At 55.3% G+C, this 16,764-nt stretch carries 12 protein-coding genes and 1 pseudogene; 3 read left to right on the forward strand and 10 right to left on the reverse strand.

Annotation, left to right across the window (positions count from 1 at the left end):
* Window positions 1-22: 22 nt before the first annotated feature.
* Both AAC019_RS05130 and AAC019_RS05135 read right to left on the reverse strand, forming a co-directional pair.
* Window positions 23-1,771: an alpha-amylase family glycosyl hydrolase gene (locus AAC019_RS05130; RefSeq protein ID WP_339897514.1), complete on the reverse strand. Its 1,749-nt coding sequence runs from the start codon at window positions 1,769-1,771 to the stop codon at window positions 23-25.
* 162 nt (window positions 1,772-1,933) lie between these two features.
* Window positions 1,934-2,497: pseudogene (locus AAC019_RS05135) on the reverse strand (gluconokinase, GntK/IdnK-type); the annotation flags it as partial.
* A 181-nt stretch (window positions 2,498-2,678) separates the two neighbouring features.
* On the opposite strand from AAC019_RS05135, the gene AAC019_RS05140 reads away from it, so the two are divergent.
* Window positions 2,679-3,719: a LacI family DNA-binding transcriptional regulator gene (locus AAC019_RS05140; protein ID WP_339897516.1), complete on the forward strand. Its 1,041-nt coding sequence runs from the start codon at window positions 2,679-2,681 to the stop codon at window positions 3,717-3,719.
* A gap of 18 nt (window positions 3,720-3,737) precedes the next feature.
* Here AAC019_RS05140 and AAC019_RS05145 read toward each other — a convergent pair whose 3' ends face one another.
* From AAC019_RS05145 to pdsR, 6 genes are all read right to left on the reverse strand, one after another.
* Window positions 3,738-6,104, reverse strand: a complete 2,367-nt coding sequence (locus tag AAC019_RS05145) for an NdvB protein (RefSeq protein ID WP_339897517.1) — start codon at window positions 6,102-6,104, stop codon at window positions 3,738-3,740.
* A gap of 72 nt (window positions 6,105-6,176) precedes the next feature.
* Complete coding sequence (locus AAC019_RS05150) at window positions 6,177-7,568, reverse strand: MFS transporter (protein ID WP_339897518.1); 1,392 nt, start codon at window positions 7,566-7,568, stop codon at window positions 6,177-6,179.
* A gap of 249 nt (window positions 7,569-7,817) precedes the next feature.
* Window positions 7,818-8,105: a DUF413 domain-containing protein gene (gene maoP, locus AAC019_RS05155; protein WP_339897520.1), complete on the reverse strand. Its 288-nt coding sequence runs from the start codon at window positions 8,103-8,105 to the stop codon at window positions 7,818-7,820.
* 233 nt (window positions 8,106-8,338) lie between these two features.
* Window positions 8,339-8,605 carry a 30S ribosomal protein S20 gene (gene rpsT, locus AAC019_RS05160; RefSeq protein ID WP_041522812.1) on the reverse strand — a complete coding sequence of 89 codons (267 nt, stop codon included), beginning with the start codon at window positions 8,603-8,605 and terminating at the stop codon, window positions 8,339-8,341.
* A 95-nt stretch (window positions 8,606-8,700) separates the two neighbouring features.
* The gene (locus AAC019_RS05165; RefSeq protein ID WP_339897521.1) at window positions 8,701-10,896 is read right to left on the reverse strand and encodes an ATP-binding protein; all 2,196 of its coding nucleotides are present in this window, start codon (window positions 10,894-10,896) and stop codon (window positions 8,701-8,703) included.
* Window positions 10,893-11,588, reverse strand: coding sequence for a proteobacterial dedicated sortase system response regulator (gene pdsR, locus AAC019_RS05170; protein WP_339897522.1), 696 nt, complete (start codon window positions 11,586-11,588; stop codon window positions 10,893-10,895). The genes AAC019_RS05165 and pdsR overlap by 4 nt, the downstream gene beginning before the upstream one ends.
* A 107-nt stretch (window positions 11,589-11,695) precedes the next feature.
* Here pdsR and AAC019_RS05175 point away from each other — a divergent pair, with 107 nt between their 5' ends.
* Together AAC019_RS05175 and AAC019_RS05180 are read left to right on the forward strand one after the other, a co-directional pair.
* Window positions 11,696-13,450 (forward strand): DUF3592 domain-containing protein, encoded by a 1,755-nt coding sequence (locus AAC019_RS05175; RefSeq protein ID WP_339897523.1) that lies wholly within the window; start codon window positions 11,696-11,698, stop codon window positions 13,448-13,450.
* Window positions 13,447-14,880 carry a C13 family peptidase gene (locus AAC019_RS05180; protein WP_339897525.1) on the forward strand — a complete coding sequence of 478 codons (1,434 nt, stop codon included), beginning with the start codon at window positions 13,447-13,449 and terminating at the stop codon, window positions 14,878-14,880. The genes AAC019_RS05175 and AAC019_RS05180 overlap by 4 nt, the downstream gene beginning before the upstream one ends.
* Before the next feature lie 721 nt (window positions 14,881-15,601).
* Here AAC019_RS05180 and AAC019_RS05185 read toward each other — a convergent pair.
* Window positions 15,602-15,988, reverse strand: a complete 387-nt coding sequence (locus tag AAC019_RS05185; RefSeq protein WP_339897526.1) for a hypothetical protein — start codon at window positions 15,986-15,988, stop codon at window positions 15,602-15,604.
* 404 nt (window positions 15,989-16,392) lie between these two features.
* Window positions 16,393-16,743, reverse strand: a complete 351-nt coding sequence (locus tag AAC019_RS05190) for a Na+/H+ antiporter subunit G (protein WP_339897527.1) — start codon at window positions 16,741-16,743, stop codon at window positions 16,393-16,395.
* Between the last annotated feature and the right edge of the window lie 21 nt (window positions 16,744-16,764).

Genomic DNA, 16,764 nt, shown 5'->3' on the forward strand with positions numbered 1-16,764 from the left:
GTCACCCGTCACCCGTCACCCGTCACCCGTCACTATAATTAGTGAGCCACAGCGATTGGTAGGGCGCTAAGGTGACTTTTCCGTATAGATCGGAGATGGGCTGATCGCCAATCAAATCGAACCAGGTCTCGGTGCTGATTAAGTTTAAATCTGACAGGTTTACCTCTTGCGGCTGGTCACTTAGGTTGTAGATACAAAAAATGCTTTGTGTCCGGCGCATGCTCTGACGCCAAAAAGCAAAAATCTCTGGGCGTAAATGCAGCGTAAACTGGGTGGCGTTGGGGTGAAACGCCGGTTGATGTGAGCGCAGCCGGATAAGCCGGCGCAGCTCGTCAAAGACTCGTTGGCCGGGGCCGCCGGGTTCGTTAATACGGGCCTGTAAATCACTCAAGCTCCAGTTGCGGCGGTTGATCGAGCGGTTGTGGCCGGTGGCTTCGAGTTTGTCTTCGTCGTTGGGAGTGGCAAACAGCGTGTGAATATAAAACGCGGGAATCCCTTCGACGGCGAGCATAATACTTTGCGAGCAAATCAGACGTTCCACTTGCCACTTGTCGGTGCCGTTATAGGTGCCTTTAAAGGCGTCAAATAGGGCTATGTTGGCCTCGTAGGGTTTCTCAAAGCCCTCGGCGTCGGTGCGGGTTGATATGCGTCCACCAAACGATTCCAGCGTGCCCAGCATTTGTTTTAGTTCGTCGTCGTTTAGCAACCCCTCGGCGGGGCGCAAGCCAATACCGTCGTGGCTGGCGGTAAAGTTTAAATAAGTACAGCCCACCGGTGAGGGCGGCATGCTCATCATCCAGCTTTTTAAGTAGGTGCAATCGCCGGCGAGCAGCGCGTGAATAACCAGTGGCGGCAAACTAAAGTTATAAATAATATGCGCTTCGTTGCTGTTGCCAAAGTAAGTTAGGTTCTCGCGGTTAGGGACATTGGTTTCGCTAATGAGCAGCGCGTGGGCGTTTTTGTACTCGGTGAGCAGACGCACCAGCTTTACCACATCGTGGGTTTGCGGCAGGTGAATACAGTTGGTGCCCAGCTCCTTCCATAAAAACGCGACGGCATCCAGGCGAATCCACTGTGCGCCTTCGTCTAAATAGCGGCCGATGATGCGCACATACTCCAGCAGGACTTGCTCGTTGCGAAAGTCCACATCCACCTGGTCGTGGCTGAACGTACACCATACGTGTTTGATGCCCTCGGCGGTTTCGGTTTTGCGCAGCAACGGGCTGGTGCGCGGGCGCACTACGTTGCTTAAGTCGTAGTTGGGGTCGGCTTCAACAAAGTAACCCCGGCCCGGGTCTTTGCCGTACTGATAGTTGCGAAACCACAAGCTTTGACTGGAAACGTGATTAATGACCAGATCGGCCATTAGCTTAAAATCGTGTGACAGGGCGTTGATATCATCCCAGTCGCCCAACTCCGGGTCTACTTGGGTGTAGTCGATAACGGCAAAGCCATCGTCCGACGAGTGCGGGAAAAACGGTAAGACATGCACAGCACTAAACACATTTTGGAGCTTATCGTGCAAAAAGTTTTGCAGGGTATCGAGCGGTTTATGGCCGGCCTCGCGCACCGAGTTGCCGTAGGTAATCAGCAGGCTGTCTTTTTCTGACCAGAGCCGCTCGGGTGCGACAACGTCTTTATTTTGCCGGGGTCCAATGGCGTCGAGGCAGGCCTGGGTTAATGCCTGTGGGTCGCTGTTGGGGTAAAGAGTTTCGAGTAGCGAGTGAATTTTACAGTGCAGTTCATCGAGCGAGAGAAAGTCGGTTGTCATTGCTGCGGACCTTTTGCAGTACCGTGAATACGGGGCCTTAGACGCTTATTCTGGCAGGTCTTGTCGGCGTTAGCCGGTTGCTATCAGCCCCTTGTGATAATAGGTGCTGGCGCGCCTGTTTGCTACGCAAAAATAAGTGTGTGCCTGAGCAATGTAACGCAATTAATATGCCGGATTAGCGGCCAGTGAGTGGTAAGGCATGCGCAGCGCATTGTCGATGTGTGCAATACAGGTGGCGATAACCGTGTCTAATACCGGCTCTATGGATATCTCAATCACGTCGGGCTCGCCCAGCGGCGATTGCAGGCTGGCTAGCTGGCTGTCGAGCAGGCTGGTAGGCATAAAGTGGTCTTGCCTAAGGTTCATGCGTGCGGCAATGGTGTTTTTATCGCCGGCAAGAAAAACAAACAAACGGCGAAAGGGCAGTTGGCGCAACTGTTGGCGGTGATCCTGGCGCAGGCCCGAAAACGCTAAGGTGCAACTGGTGCCGTTGGCGGCACATTGGCTTAGGTATGCACTAATATTGCGCACCCAGGGGGCGCGTAATGCATCAGTGAGGGGCGTGCCTTGTGCCATAAGGGCTTTGGCTTCGTCACTGTGAAAGTCGTCGGCATCGAGATAGCGGTAACCGTAATGCTGCGCCAGAGCTTCGGCGACACTGGATTTGCCGGTGCCGGATACACCCATAACAATGAGTAAAACGGGTTGCTCCGCGCTTGGCATGGTGTTTCTCTCTTTATCCTGGTTATCTGGCCGCCTGCATCACGACTAAGTCGGTAGTTCATAACGGTCGTGCGCGCCGGGTTAAATACCCGGCGCAGGGTCGTAGGCTTATGATAGCGCAAACATTCGCCCTTGTGCTACCATGCTCGCTTTGAGCAAAAGTAAATTTTATTAGGGATTTGTTATGGCTGGGCGCACTCGTAACACTAAGTCAAAACGGGCGACGTTGGCCGATGTGGCAAAACTGTCTGGCGTTAGTGCCATTACGGTTTCGCGGGTGCTTAACCATCCCGATAAAGTCTCCGAAGAGCTATGTCACCGGGTGCGCGAGGCGATTGACACGCTCGGCTATATCCCCAACCAGTCGGCCAGCTCGCTGGCCTCGGCCCGCTCGCAGGTTATTGGGGTTGCTATCCCGTCGCTGTCAAACATTGTGTTTAACGATGTATTGCGCGGGATTTACGATGTGGCCGGTGCCAGCGGTTATAAAGTGCTGATGGTCGACACCCATTACTCTCCCATCGAAGAAGAAAACATGATTCGCACGCTGCTCAGTCAGTCACCCGAGGCGATGATCGTTACCGGTGGCGATCAAACCCGTGCCTGTCAGCGGATGCTTAGTTCGGCCGCGATTCCGGTGGTGCAGATGATGGAGATACTCGAGCAGCCGCTGGATATGAACATTGGTTTTTCGCACTTTCAGGCTGGGCTCGAGGTGGGTAATAAACTCAAGGAGTGCGGCTACCAGCGCATTGGGTTTATCGGCGCACGTATGGATACCCGAGTGCAGCAGCGTATGGCGGGTTTTAAAGAGGCGCTGCAAGAGCGCGATTTGTATGACTCCGAGCTGTTTACCACCACGCCGTCGCCATCGTCGATTGCCCTTGGCGGAGAGTTGCTGCGCGGTTTGCTCAGTACCTCCGGGGGCAAGATCGATGCGGTGTTTTGCTGTAACGATGACCTGGCGCTGGGGGCTTTGTTTGAATGCCAGCGAATGAATTTAAATGTACCTAAAGATATCGCCCTGTGCGGCTTTAACGACTTTGAAACGTCGGCGTTTGTAAACCCTTCGCTGTCCAGTGTGCACGTACCGCGCTATGAGATGGGTGTGCAGGCGGCGCAAATGATTTTAAATGTGCTCAAGGGCGCGCCCAATAACCCGGTACAGGTCGATATCGGCTTTGAGTTACGTATGCGTCAATCGACCCGTATGTCGAGTTTGTAGCACTCCTCTGGCATTACCTTATTGCGGCTGACCCGGGCCGATACTTACCTCGAGCTGATAGTGCTGGCCGGCCACTAAGCCCGTTATTGTCGAGCCGTTCTGGCGAACCCCATCAAGTAAAATAACGGTGCCGTTATGGGCTGTTGTGCGACGGTAGCTAACCGTTAAAGTGGCGCCGCGAAACTCGCGGGTCACGTGCGCCACCGGCCAATCGGCGGGCAACTGAGGGGCTACGGTCAAACCGTTTTTATCGCCTTTTAAGCCAAATAAACCTTCCAGCAGCGAACGATACACCCAGCTAACAGTACCGGTATTAAACAGCTGGCTGGAGCGCCCGGCGGTGCGTGGAAACTGATGGTAAGCGCCGCGATAGTAATTGGGGATATAAATAGGCATTTGGCCGCGCTGTTGTAGATCGTTTACATCGGGCCCCGGAATCATTTGCCGCAACAGTTTATACGCGCGATCCGTGTCGCCGATGGTGTACAGACTGTAGATATAAAAAATAGCCGCGTGGTTGTACACCGAGCCATTCTCGGCCGAGCCCGGGTGCTTTTGTGTCACCCGGCCCACATCTTCGCGCATGGCGGTAAAAGCGGGGGCGAGCATGGTAACGCCGTAAGGGGTTTCTAATTGCTCCTCGACGGCTTTAATCATTTTTGCGCGCTGATCTGCCGAGCAGGTGCCCGCCAATATGGCCCAGCTTTGTGGGTTGAGGAATATACGGCCCTCAGTATCTTTGCTAATGCCGAAGACTATATCGTCATCGGTAATGCCGCGACCGTACCAGTCACCATCCCACAAATGTGTGTTGACCGATGTGTTAATCTCATCGGCGCCGGCGCGAAAATCCTGCGGTGTGTCAATCGCATTTTGCTCGCAGATATCGGCCCAAAGGTTAAGGGCGTAGGCGGTGGCGACACTTAACCAGCCGGATACGCCTTTGCCCTTGTAGCCCACCATGTTCATGGGGTCGCACCAGTCGCCCTGAGCGATATAGGACAGACCGCGTTCGTCGCGCGAGCTTAGCAGCCAGCTCATGGCGCCGCTGATGCGCTCGGCTACGGTCAGGGTTTTGCCGTCTGAACCGACCACAGTTTCGTTTAGCAGATCAAAGTCACCGGTCTCATCTAAGTAGGCTTTTAAGCACACTGGCAGCCAGACACAGTGATCGGTGTGAGGCACTTGGTTGATGTATTTTAATTCGGCGTCTTCGTGCAACAGAATGCCGTCGGGCATGGCGCCCGAGCTTTCCTGTTGGCTCAGAGAATGTAAAAACGCGTGCCGGGCAATCTCGGGCTTGATGTAAGTCATGCCCATATTGTCTTGCAGGTAGTTGCGGGTTTGCGGGTCGGTGGTTAAGCGGTTAACGTCGCCGTGGTAATACACCTGTCGCGCCAGCCAATGGTTGACGAAATTATTCAGCCCGTGGTCGGGGGTGTCGATCTGCAGTACCCCCGCACCTTCATCGATGTAATTGTCGTAGTCCTCGCGCGCCTGATCAAAGCCCGCTTCGCTGAGGTACTGGTCGCGTATTTGTTTAATCTCGGCCTCGTCTTTGGCGGGGCCAAATGCAAAGCGGTAGCTTTGGCTTTGGCCGGATGCCAGGGCGATGCGATACTGCAGCGCCGCCAAAGGGGGCTCGTAGCGCGAGTCGTCGCAGGGCAATAAATCTTGTTGCAAGGCGTCGGGGTTGTGCAACCCGCCTTCGCCCTCAAAGGCTTCGCGCTGAACTTGCCAAGCGTCGGGTTTGCGCTCGGCCAGCAAATAGGTTTTGTCTTTAAAGTGTTGGTTTTTAAAGTAGTCCGGGTATTTTTGATAGGGGGTAACGCAGCTGGCGACTACCGCTTGCAGCTCGGGGTTGTACTCGGCGCTCTGGTTCATCCAGCTCATATAGCCCGGGGTAAAATAGGGGTAGAGGCTAATGTTACGCGCTTGTTCGCTGAGGTTTTTAACCGAAACGTCCCATAGTTCCACCACATCGTCTACCGGCAGCGCGAGGCGCAGATTAATTTCCACATTACCGCATTTAACCGTCCAGCGGATATCGCTTTTGCCGGGCGAAAAACAAAACTCGCTGTCGCGGTTGCGCACGGGCTCATAAGGGGCAGAGAAAATCTCGCCCGTGTCTTCGTCTTTTATATAAAAAAAGCGGCCCGGGTGGTGCGCGTAGTAAGGTTGCTCGGGCTGCATAAACGTCTTAGCCTCCAGATTGGGGGCGTAGGCGTATTTGGCAGGCTCGGGTTGCATAAACTGCGCGATGGCGTAACCGCGGCAGTTCATTTGGATCATCATTTTTTTATTCCACAAAAAACCGGCCGCACGAGGCATAAGGGTGGGGCTTTGCAGATGGTAGTGCTGGCCATTGGGGGCGGCAAAAAGCATGGCGGTTCCTCTGAGAATACTAAATAAAAAAGGGTGCCCTAGGGCACCCAAAGCACAACCCTCACGCCACTATTAGGGAGTGGCGGGGGTCTTGCGGTCAGCTAAGTCTTGCTGAATTTGCGCCATGGTGGCTTCATCCAGCGAGTAAAAACTTACAACGCCGGCGGCAATTAAAGCGACTGCGCCGGGCACAATGGTGAGCAGGACAACAATGCCCATTTGCGACGCATCATTTTGCGCCTGATTGGCGACATAACCGAGTGCGCCCAATGTCCAGCCGATAACGGCCGAGGCGATGGCGCCGCCCAATTTTTGCGAGAAGGTGGCCGCGGCAAATGTCATGGCGGTGGCGCGCCGGCCGGTTTTCCACTCGGTGTAATCGGCGGTATCGGCGTACATCGAAAAAGCCAGTGGCGACTTGGGGCCCAGGGCAAAACAGATGATGGTGTTGACCGCGAACATCAGCCAGATCATATCTTTGGGGATAAAAAAGAACAGAATAGACAGAATACCGACGATGCTCATCAGCAGTACCATTAATTGTTTTTTGCCCAGGTACATGGTCATCAGCGGCGTGCAGGCTGCGCCTATGGCCAGTGCAGCCGACTGTAAGCCTAAGTAGGGGCCAATTAACTCCGGACGCTCGACAAAGTACGTAAAGTAATATGCACCCGTGGCACCGCGTAAATAAATAGTGATCATAATAATCAGCGCCAGGCTAAACAAAATCAGCCAGGGCTTGTTATCAATCAGATCTTTAATGTCGCTGGTAAAGTGCGTTTGTTGGCCCTCGGGCGGGGTAATTCGCTCGCGGGTGGTGGCAAACACTACAACAAACAATACGGCGGCAACCACACCATAAAGGCCCATGGTTAACTGCCAGCCGAGCGCTTCGTTATCGCCGCCTAGCCATTTCACCATGTCGGGTGTCAACCAATTAACGATCATGGTGCCGACAAAGGCGCCGATAAAACGAAAGCTGATGAGGGTGGTGCGCTGCTGTGAATCGCCGGTCATAACGCCGGACAGTGCCGAGTAGGGAATGCTTAAAATGGTGTAGCACAGCATCATCAGCGTGTAAGTGGCGTAGGCCCAGATAAGTTTGCCGCCCTCGCTGATGTCCGGGATGGTGAAGGTCAAGATGGCAGCGCCGGCCATGGGTATGGCACCAAACAGCAGGTAGGGGCGAAACTTGCCCCAGCGCGAGCGGGTGCGGTCGGCGATGGCGGCCATCGCCGGGTCGGTAAAAGCGTCCACGATGCGGGTCAGCAGCATCATAGTGCCCACCGCCGCGGCCGAGATGCCAAACACGTCGGTGTAAAAAATCATCAGGTACGATGACCAGGTGGCCCAGAAAAAATTGAACCCCAGGTCACCGGCGCCAAAGCCGGCTTTCTCCCAAAAGCTGAGTTTGGCGGTGGACTGTTTGGCGTTAGGTGTTTGCTCGGTGGCGGTAATGCTCACAAGTGGCCTCGGTTTTTATTGTATGGTAGCGCTATCATATTGCCCTTTAGTAAAAAAATCTACCGTTGTGAGCGCAAAGAATCGTTAGTCGGGGGGTGGGTAGCGCGATCATGCACTCGCTTAGGGGAGGCAAGCTAGAGGCCTGGCGCCACAGCTTAAGTGCCTTAAAATTAGTCCGTGAAGGCAACGGCGCCGCAGCCGCCGCGAAGCGGCTGGGCGGGCGTATCAGTTGGTGGCCACTAGCCGCGATTAAGCGCTGCGCTTGAGGCGGCGCTTGGGCTTTTGTTCGGCTAATAGCGCCTCGTACTTGAGCCAGGCTTGCTCTACCGGGTTGGTGGGCGCGCTTTTTTGCGTAATGATCCGCACAGTGCGCATATCGTCCAATGTGGGGTTGAGTACTTCGTCGTTAAGCAGCGCGGTAATCAGCGAGCCGTGCTTTTTAAGCAGGCGGGTCTGAGCGCTGGTGAGTGCCTCTGGTTGCTTCAGGCTGCGGTGACCCTGAAACGGTTGCTTAAGGTAGTGCTCTCTCGGCAGCATGGCGATTAGTCCCTCTGTTGGTTGCCTGCCCAGAGTTATACGTCAGCTTTTTGAAGTTTATGTTGCAGTGCGGTGACGGTTTTGCGAAATAGCTGGAGGGAGAGCGTTTACGGAGGATGGGAGATTGAAAAGAGGAGCTGCGCCTTACGTTCTGCGTTTCGCTTGTTCCGTTTCCGGTACTTCCAGGCATAAAAAAACCGGCCGCAGCCGGTTTTTTACAAGCGATGAGCCTATTAGGCGGCCAAGGCTTTGATTTTGCTGTTCAGGCGGCTCTTGTGACGAGCGGCTTTATTCTTGTGAATAATGCCCTTATCAGCAATGCGATCAAGAACTGGCACAGCAGCGGCGAAGGCTGCTTTTGCTTGTTCTGCGTCACCTGCTTCGATGGCTGCGTCTACTTTCTTCAAGTAGGTACGCGCCATGGAGCGCAGGCTGGCGTTGTGCTTGCGAGCTTTTTCGTTCTGGCGTGCACGTTTTTTGGCTTGAGGTGAATTTGCCACCGTGTTGCTCCTATTAATTACTGTGTAACTGAAAATACTACGAATCTGAAAGACGCGGCATTTTACCTATTTTAAACGGCATGTCAATAGCTTAATTAGCCCAGTGTCTCTGGGCGCTTGGCCGACATTCCCGGGTTGTTGGCGGGAAGCTCGACCATAAAGCAGACGCCATTGGCGGTATTGTGCGCCCGCGCCCGGCCTTGATGGGCCCGGGCAATCAGCTCGACGATATAGAGCCCCAACCCCAGATGCACCCGGCTGTGGTGCGCGCTGTTGCCGCTGCCGCTGCGCAACGAGGTGAGGGAGTTAAACAGCCGCCCCTCCAGCTCGGCAGGCAACCCGGGCCCCTGATTGCGCACACTGAGGCGATAGCTTAGGCCCAGCTCGTCATCCTGACACAGTTGCAGCTGTAATTCGATGGCGGTGTCTGGCGGACCAAAATCGGTGGCATTGTCCACCAGTTTGTCCAGCAATTGCACCAGTAGCTCGGGGGCTACGACGCTCTGGTAGGCGCCGGCTGCGGCGGGGGCGACTGTTACGTTAAAACGATGGCCGGTGTAGGCGCTGCGATAGGCGGCGGCCATGTCGTTAAGCAGCTCGGCCAAGTCGATGGCCTCGGGCTCGCTGGCTTTAATACTCGCCTCGACCCGGTCGGCCTCACTCATGGCGGTAATAATCGCGCTCAGGCGCTCGCTGCCGAGGCGGGCCCGCTCAAGGTATACCGTTAGCGGCTCATCGGAGGCCCGCGGCGTGTCGATATTAGCGGCCATGTTATCAAGTGAGGAGCGCACAATGGCCAGTGGGGTGCGCAGCTCGTGAGAGAGCTTTCCGGTTAAGCTTTTTAAGTAGTCGGTATGACCGTGCACCTGAGTGAGCAGGTCGCGGTACTGGCGCGCAAGGTCGGCCAGCTCGTCGTTGAGGCGGTAGCGGGGCCAGTGTGTAAGCGCTTGAGTGAGTGGCAGCGATTGAGCCTCGTTGGCGGCGCGCGACAACCGCCGAATTCGCGCCGAGAGCCAGCTGGCGTAACCCACCAATACCAATATCAGCAGCGCGCCACTGATGGCACTGACCCAGGCCAGACGCTCCAGTGCCGTAACGCCCAGGCCTTGCCAGGGTTGCAGGCGCTGCTCGATGACCACCGCGCCTGCCAACTGTGACTCCACCGCGCCCGCGCTGGGCCAATCCAGATACAGGGGCGCCGCGACACTGGCGATATCGTCAGAGCCGTTGCGGTACCAGCGGTTAGCGGCCGTGCCGTTAAGCGCTGCCGTCGCCGGGCCTTGCTGTAAGCGCCCGCTGTGGCTTGGCTGCCAGGGGGGCAGGGTGTCGCGTTGGCCGGCAAAGTCTAATAGCCACTGCAGCAGCGGGTGGCGCTTGGGGCTGACGGAGGTAAGTTGGCCGGCTTGCGCTACTTGCCACCCCTGCCGGTCGGTGACCCACAAGCGCATGCCGGGGCGGGCAAATACCGTAAGGGCATCGCCAAGCGGGGGTTGTTGCTGAATTAAGCGGCCCTCGGTGCCGGGTAATACCCCGGCATCCGGGCCGCCCGCCACCTCGGCCCAGGGGCTGGCGGTGCCGGCGGCACGCAGCTTGGCGCCTGACTGCTGCGATATAGCGGATATGGCAAAGCCCTCGCTCGCCATGGCGAGCGGCATGCGTAGCTCTACCCGGTAACCCTCGGCGGTTTCGCGCCAAAAGCCGCGAATGCGGTAATCCGGGCGGCGCTGCCCCACAGAGTCGCGGTACACCGCCTCAATGCGTCCGGGAGCCTGTGCCCGAATGGCGTAGTAACGACTCCCCAGCGGGTGTTGTTGGTTGGCGATAATCAGGTGGTCGCCGCTGGCCAGGTGAGTGCTGCCACTGTGGTGAAAACGGCGCTCGGGGTCGGTGACCTCGGCTAATATAAATAAGCTGTCACCGTAAACACCCGTGGATAGCTGAAATTTAAGGCTATCGTCGGTTGTGGTATTTGCTTCATTGGTAAACAGCCGGGGTGTTAGCGCGAACATCTGCCAGTCTTGCGCGTAGCCATCCAACATGGGCGGTGATGCCAGCGTGTGGGCGTAGATTTCCAGGTCGGCATCGAGGCTGGCGCGGTTGCTTAGGTGGGCGTTATCCAGCAGGGCCGTGTCGGCCCCCAGGCGGGCGGCGACGGCCTCGGCGGTGGCGCTAAGGGCGCGAATTTGTCCCTCGCGCAGCAAGCGGTCAAACACTTGCAGGTACTGCCCCAGTGCCCACGGCAACACCAGGGCAATTAGGCTGATCAGGGCTAGTTGGCGACGTAGCTTCACGGCGCCTCGCGCCAGCGGTAGCCCATGCCGTAGGCCGTTTGTATCCGGTCAAACGTGTCGTCGAGCTGGTTAAACTTGCGCCGGATGCGCTTAATGTGCGAGGTGATGGTGTTGTCGTCCAGCACCACGTTGGCGGCATCCATCAGTTGTTGGCGATTTTTAACGTGCCCCGGATGCAGCGCCAGCGAGTGTAAAATCCAAAACTCGGTGACGGTTAAGTCGATAGCTTGCTCGCGCCAGTGCACACTCATGCGCGAGGTGTTAATGCGCAGCTCACCGCGGGTTAGGGTGTCGTCGGCGCGGGCGGGTTGGCGCAGAGCATCGATACGCCGAAACAGTGCACTGATGCGCGCCAGCATATGAGCCTGGCCGATGTCTTTGGTGAGGTAGTCATCGGCGCCCAGACGCAGCCCCGAGATCACATCAAACTCATCGCTGCGGGCGGTTAAAAATACAATCGGCAGCTCGGGCGCGCGGCTGCGCAGCTCGCGGCACAACTCAAAGCCACCCTCTACATCGTCACCCAGCCCAACATCAATGATGGCTAAATCCGGTAGTGACTGGCTAAAGGCTGCCATAGCACTGGGGCGATCTAAGTAGTGGTTAACGCGATAGCCAAGTCGCGTTAAGGCATCGCGATAGTTATCGGCGATGGCCTGTTCGTCTTCTACAATGGCAATGGTGCGGGCCATAGGTGTCTCGCAGTGTTGAGGCCCGCCGGTGCGGCAGGCTGCGGATAAACTATCGTGGCGAAAGATGGTATCTTAAAAGCCTAAGATAATACAAAAAGGGATAGGCTATGACTCAGGGGGGAACCTACTTGCACGCAAATACTCAGGCTTCTGGCAGTCTTTGGAAGCGTATAAAAAAACGTTGGGTGGGGTTGCTGTTTGGTTTGCCGTTTGCCGCCGTAGGTGTTTGTATGGCACTTTTTGGGGTGTGGCCTCAGTTTAGCGATTGGCAACAAATGAAGCAGTGGCAAGCGGTGCCGGCGCAATTGAGCCGGGCAGAATTAAAAGTCAGCCATGGCGACCACTCGACCACTTATAAGGCGACCGCGAGTTACCGCTACGAGTATCAGGGGCTAAGCTACAGTGGCCAGCGAGTATCTATTGATGATTCATTCGATAATATAGGCGACTTTAATTACAGCCTTGGCCGCAGGTTGGAGCGCGCCGCCGCCAGTAACAGCCCGGTAACGGCTTATGTGAATCCTGCCGAGCCTTCCAGCGCTGTGTTAAACCGCGACCTACGGCCGGAGATGATCGGTTTTGAAATGATCTTTGTGGTGCTGTTTGGCGGGGTGGGTATTGGCATCATTGCCTATTTATTGCTGGCGCCATTAGAGGAGCTGGCAAGTACATCGGCTCACAACAAACCCTGGCTGACTCGCCGGAGCTGGGCCAGCGCCACCATCAAAAGCAGCGGCAAAACCATCATGATTTTTGCCTGGTGTTTTGCCGTTTTTTGGAACTTGATTGCCATCCCCACCGGTATTAATTGCATCGCCGAGTTTTTAGACGGTAACACTGTGGCGTTGGTCGGTTTGCTGTTTCCGCTGGTGGGGGCGGGCCTGGTGTTTTGGGCGGTAACAGAGACGGCCAAGTGGCGCCGCTTTGGGCCGGCGCCGTTGCAGCTCGACCCTTACCCCGGCGCTATTGGCGGGCAGTTTGGCGGCACTATTGATGTAAAACTACCCTACGATCGGGCTCATGCTTTTAAAGTAACCCTGCAGTGCCTGGAGAGTTACTACACCGGCAGCGGCAAAGATCGCAAGCGCCGCGAAAACTGCGTTTGGCAGCGCGAGGGGTATGCCCATACCCAGCGCAGTAGCCACGGAACACTGTTAGAGCTTTTGTTTGATGTGGATGCCGGGCTGCCCGAGTCGGAGCCGGAGGCTAACCGCTATCACCTGTGGCGCTTACACGTTGTGGCCGAGCTAACCGGGGCCGACTTTGATCGCAGTTACGAGGTGCCGGTATTTGCTACCGGTGCAAGCGCGGTGCAAGTACGCAGCTCTAGTGAAAACCACGAGCAAGCTTTGCAAGAGCGCGAGCAATTGCTAAACAGCGCGCTGGATATTCAACAAATACCCGGCGGTATTGCGATGCATTACCCGGCGTTTAAAAGCGCTGGTGCTAAATTGGTGGGTATCATATTTGGCGCGGTTGCCTTTTTCGCCGGTTACTTTATCGATGCGGATTTTATGGGGCCGCTGTTTATGGGTATCGGCGCGGTGGTGGTACTGCCTTGTTTGTACTTTTTGCTAACCAGCCTTGATGTAACTTTTGGTCGCCAGCAATTGATTGCGCAGCGCAAACTATTGGGTATAAATTTGTCCAGTACGCGCGTGCCTCGCTCAGAGCTGACGCATTTAGACATTGCCGAGAGCTACTCCAGCCAGAGCGGTAACAGCCACGCCACTTTCTACAAAGTTCAAGCTCACCGGCGCAATGGCAGGCCCATCACTATAGGTTATAGTTTTAAAGGCGAGGCGGTAGCCAAACAGGCGCTGGAATCCATCAGTTTATTAACCGGAGTGCCCGAAGCATGAACCCAGGCGTTAGCTGGCCGTTATGGTTACTGTGTATTTTGCTCAATGCCGGCTGCGTGTCAGCCGACACCGCGGGGCAACCGCTAACGTTGCCCGACGGCTCGCGCTACAGCGGCGAATTACGCGATGGTTTGCTCAGCGGTGAAGGGCGGCTTGAGTGGCCTAACGGCGAAGTTTATGAGGGCGAGTTTGCTGAGGGGATGATGGATGGCGAGGGCACCCTGAGTATGGCGACGGGTGATACTTATCAGGGCGACTTTATCGCGGGGCGCTTTACCGGCGAGGGCATTTATACCGGTAGTGATGGGACGGAATATCAAGGTGAGTTTGTCGACTATGATTTTACCGGTGAGGGGCAGCTAACCACCGCCGATGGTGATATTTATATCGGTGATTTTACCGCGGGGGTAATTGACGGGCAGGGGACTTTTACCGGCGCCGATGGCAGTTACTACGCTGGTGAATTCGTCGACGGTGCCTACGAGGGCTACGGTATCTGGCACAACGATAAATGGCGCTACACCGGCGAATTTGCCATGGGCTACTTCGATGGTTTTGGCGAGCGGGTTGATGTGGCCAGCGGCGAGGTGATGGAAGCCGGCGAATGGGCCTACGGTCGCTTTCGTGGCGAGTCCCAATCAGAACAACAGCGTTGGGCGCGCAAGCAGCGGGTCGAGCAAGCTCTGTTTGATCAGCCGGCGGTATTACAAAAAGCACTGGATGCTGTGGCGGCGCACAACCCGCAGGCGATTGATCTGTACCCTGTAATTGTCGCCGGCGATGGCACGCAAGATGTGTTTACCCTTGAGGCAAAAACCGTTCAGACGTTGCTGGATACAGACTTTTCCAGCGCCGGCCGCTCACTGCTGTTGGGCAACCATCCAGATACCCTGGGCGAGGCGCCCTTGGCGAGCAACATATCCCTGCCTATAGCGTTGCAGTCGGTCAGCCAAAAGATGGACCCCGAGCAGGATATTTTATTGTTGTATCTGACGAGCCACGGCTCGAGCGATCATGAATTTTATCTGGCTACGCCGGGGCACGAGTTTTTGGGTTTGGCCGCCGGGGATTTGGCCCAAACCGTTAATAATTTAAACGTAAAGTGGAAGGTGATTATTATCTCGGCGTGTTATTCCGGCGGCTTTATAGAGTCGCTTAAAGCGCCGGAGCATTTAGTGATTACCGCCGCACGGGATGATCGCACCAGCTTTGGCTGCGGCGATGAAGACACCATGACCTATTTTGGCCGGGCCTACTTTGAACACGCACTGCCCACGGCCGATAGTTTTGAGTCCGCTTACACCCGTGCGCGCGAGTTAATTACCGAGTGGGAGAGCGAGGAGGATTTTACCCATTCCGAGCCGCAAATATACGCCGGCGACGCCATTGTCGAGTACTTGCCGCAGTGGTGGAGCGCCCAAAAGCGGTAGGTCTTTTGGGAGACAAAGTCGCCAAGTGTTTACCACCGAACCGATAAAACCAAAACCATTGGCGAGACGGGCGAATAGAAAGGGTGTTTTTTCCACATATCAAGGACACCCACAAACTTGACACGGGTTTTCTCCGTCATACCGGCCTTGAGCCGGTATCCAGTGGTTTTGTTGACTACGTAGTGCTTTGGATGCCATACGACTACATTGGTTGGTTACTGCTTTGTTTGCCCTCAGTCGCCGGGCGGGCGAATTACTTCTTGTTGTGCGACAAGAAGTAATCAATGCTGCTCCTGCGCGTCCATGCGCTCGCTGCATTAGTGCATCCATGCACGTCAAACGCACCCCGGCACCTCAGCCCTTCGGGTCCCCTCGCGTCCTGCCGGCAAGCTGAGCTTGCCGTCGTTCGGCTACGCGCAAAGCAGCGCTTTGCAATCGCTAGGCCTCATCCGGCCATTTTAGCGGGCCGCATCGACACGCCGCGGCCCAGGACGGCCTCTCTGCCTCCGGCATTCACCTTCTCCATGGCGTGGCGATGCTTGCGCAAATGCAGCCCAGGCTGCCCTCTCTGTCGCTTCGCGCCATTCACCTTGTCACTATTTGCTTACCCACTAAAATAGACCTCCGCTCGGCTGGCTGCAGGGGATTTAAAAGCGGTGCTTCGTAGTTGCTTATAAATCGAATTCACGATTCAAGACTTGATTTTTACCACAGTCGCTTGTTATGGCAGCTTCCCATAGGATGTGTCCAGAACGATGTTATAAATGCGATTGTTACGTTCAAAAATGACGGTTCTGGATTCGCCAGCTTTTATCGAGACTGGAACAGCGCCGACGTAGTATGGGTTTCCAGAAGACGTATCTTTGAGGGTAAACACTAGGTCAAACGTGTCATTTTTAGGAGGATCGATCTGAAACTTAACTTCATATTGATCAGGGAACTTAGAGGTGGATGTTCCAGGATAACTTAGTAGAACTGCATTTATGTATCTACTTTTCTCTGATCCGTCTGATGTTTCTTCGTTGATAGTGAGCTGAATCACCAGTCCGTCTTCTGCCGCTATTGTAGTACTCAGCAAAAGTAAAATCGTCGATATTATTATCTTCAATTTCTGACTCCCGTTTGGCCATGACACGCTTAAGCAGCACAAGCTTGACAGTGCCACATCCCTGAACCAAAGTAAATTTAAGGATTTCACAGCACCGGCGTTCAAGGAGGAGCCATGACTCAGCCACGCAAGCGCTTGATTTCTCTCGATGACACACCTTTTTACCACTGCGTCGCCCGCTGTGTCCGGCGGGAATTTTTGTGTGGTTCGGGAGAGGGGTACGATTTTGAGCATCGGCGGGGCTGGATTGTTCGTAGACTCAAACAACTGTAGTGGTCAACTAATTCCGGACAGTTTTTTTAGGTTCTCTTTGCTCTGCTGGTGGTGATAATCCATCATTGGCAATGTGAAACGGCATAGGCTGCAGTCATTTCGTTCCCCTTGAGCCGTTCCCCGTTCCTCAACTAATCCGAATTCTTCTTTCCATCCCGCCAACTCACATTCCGCGTGCGCTCTTCGCAGGCAAGCTGCATATGCAGCGCGGCTTTGCCCACAATGTGGGCGCTTACCGGGGCGGTAATAAACAAGAATAGGGCAATTAACAGCTCGTGCAAGCTAAGACCCTGGCCTTGATTTGAGAAAAAGATAATCGAGCCGACAATGACGCCGCCAACCCCCAAAGTGGTGGCTTTGGTGGGGCCGTGTAGACGCATAAAAAAATCTTGTAACCGCGCCAGGCCAATGGAGCCCACTAAGGCAAAGCAGGCGCCGGCAAACAGTAATACACTGATTAACACTTCTAAGGCAAAACTCATAACCGATCCTTACTCTGCTTT

Source organism: uncultured Gilvimarinus sp. (genome assembly GCF_963975215.1).
In the GTDB taxonomy this organism is placed as follows: Bacteria; Pseudomonadota; Gammaproteobacteria; order Pseudomonadales; family Cellvibrionaceae; genus Gilvimarinus.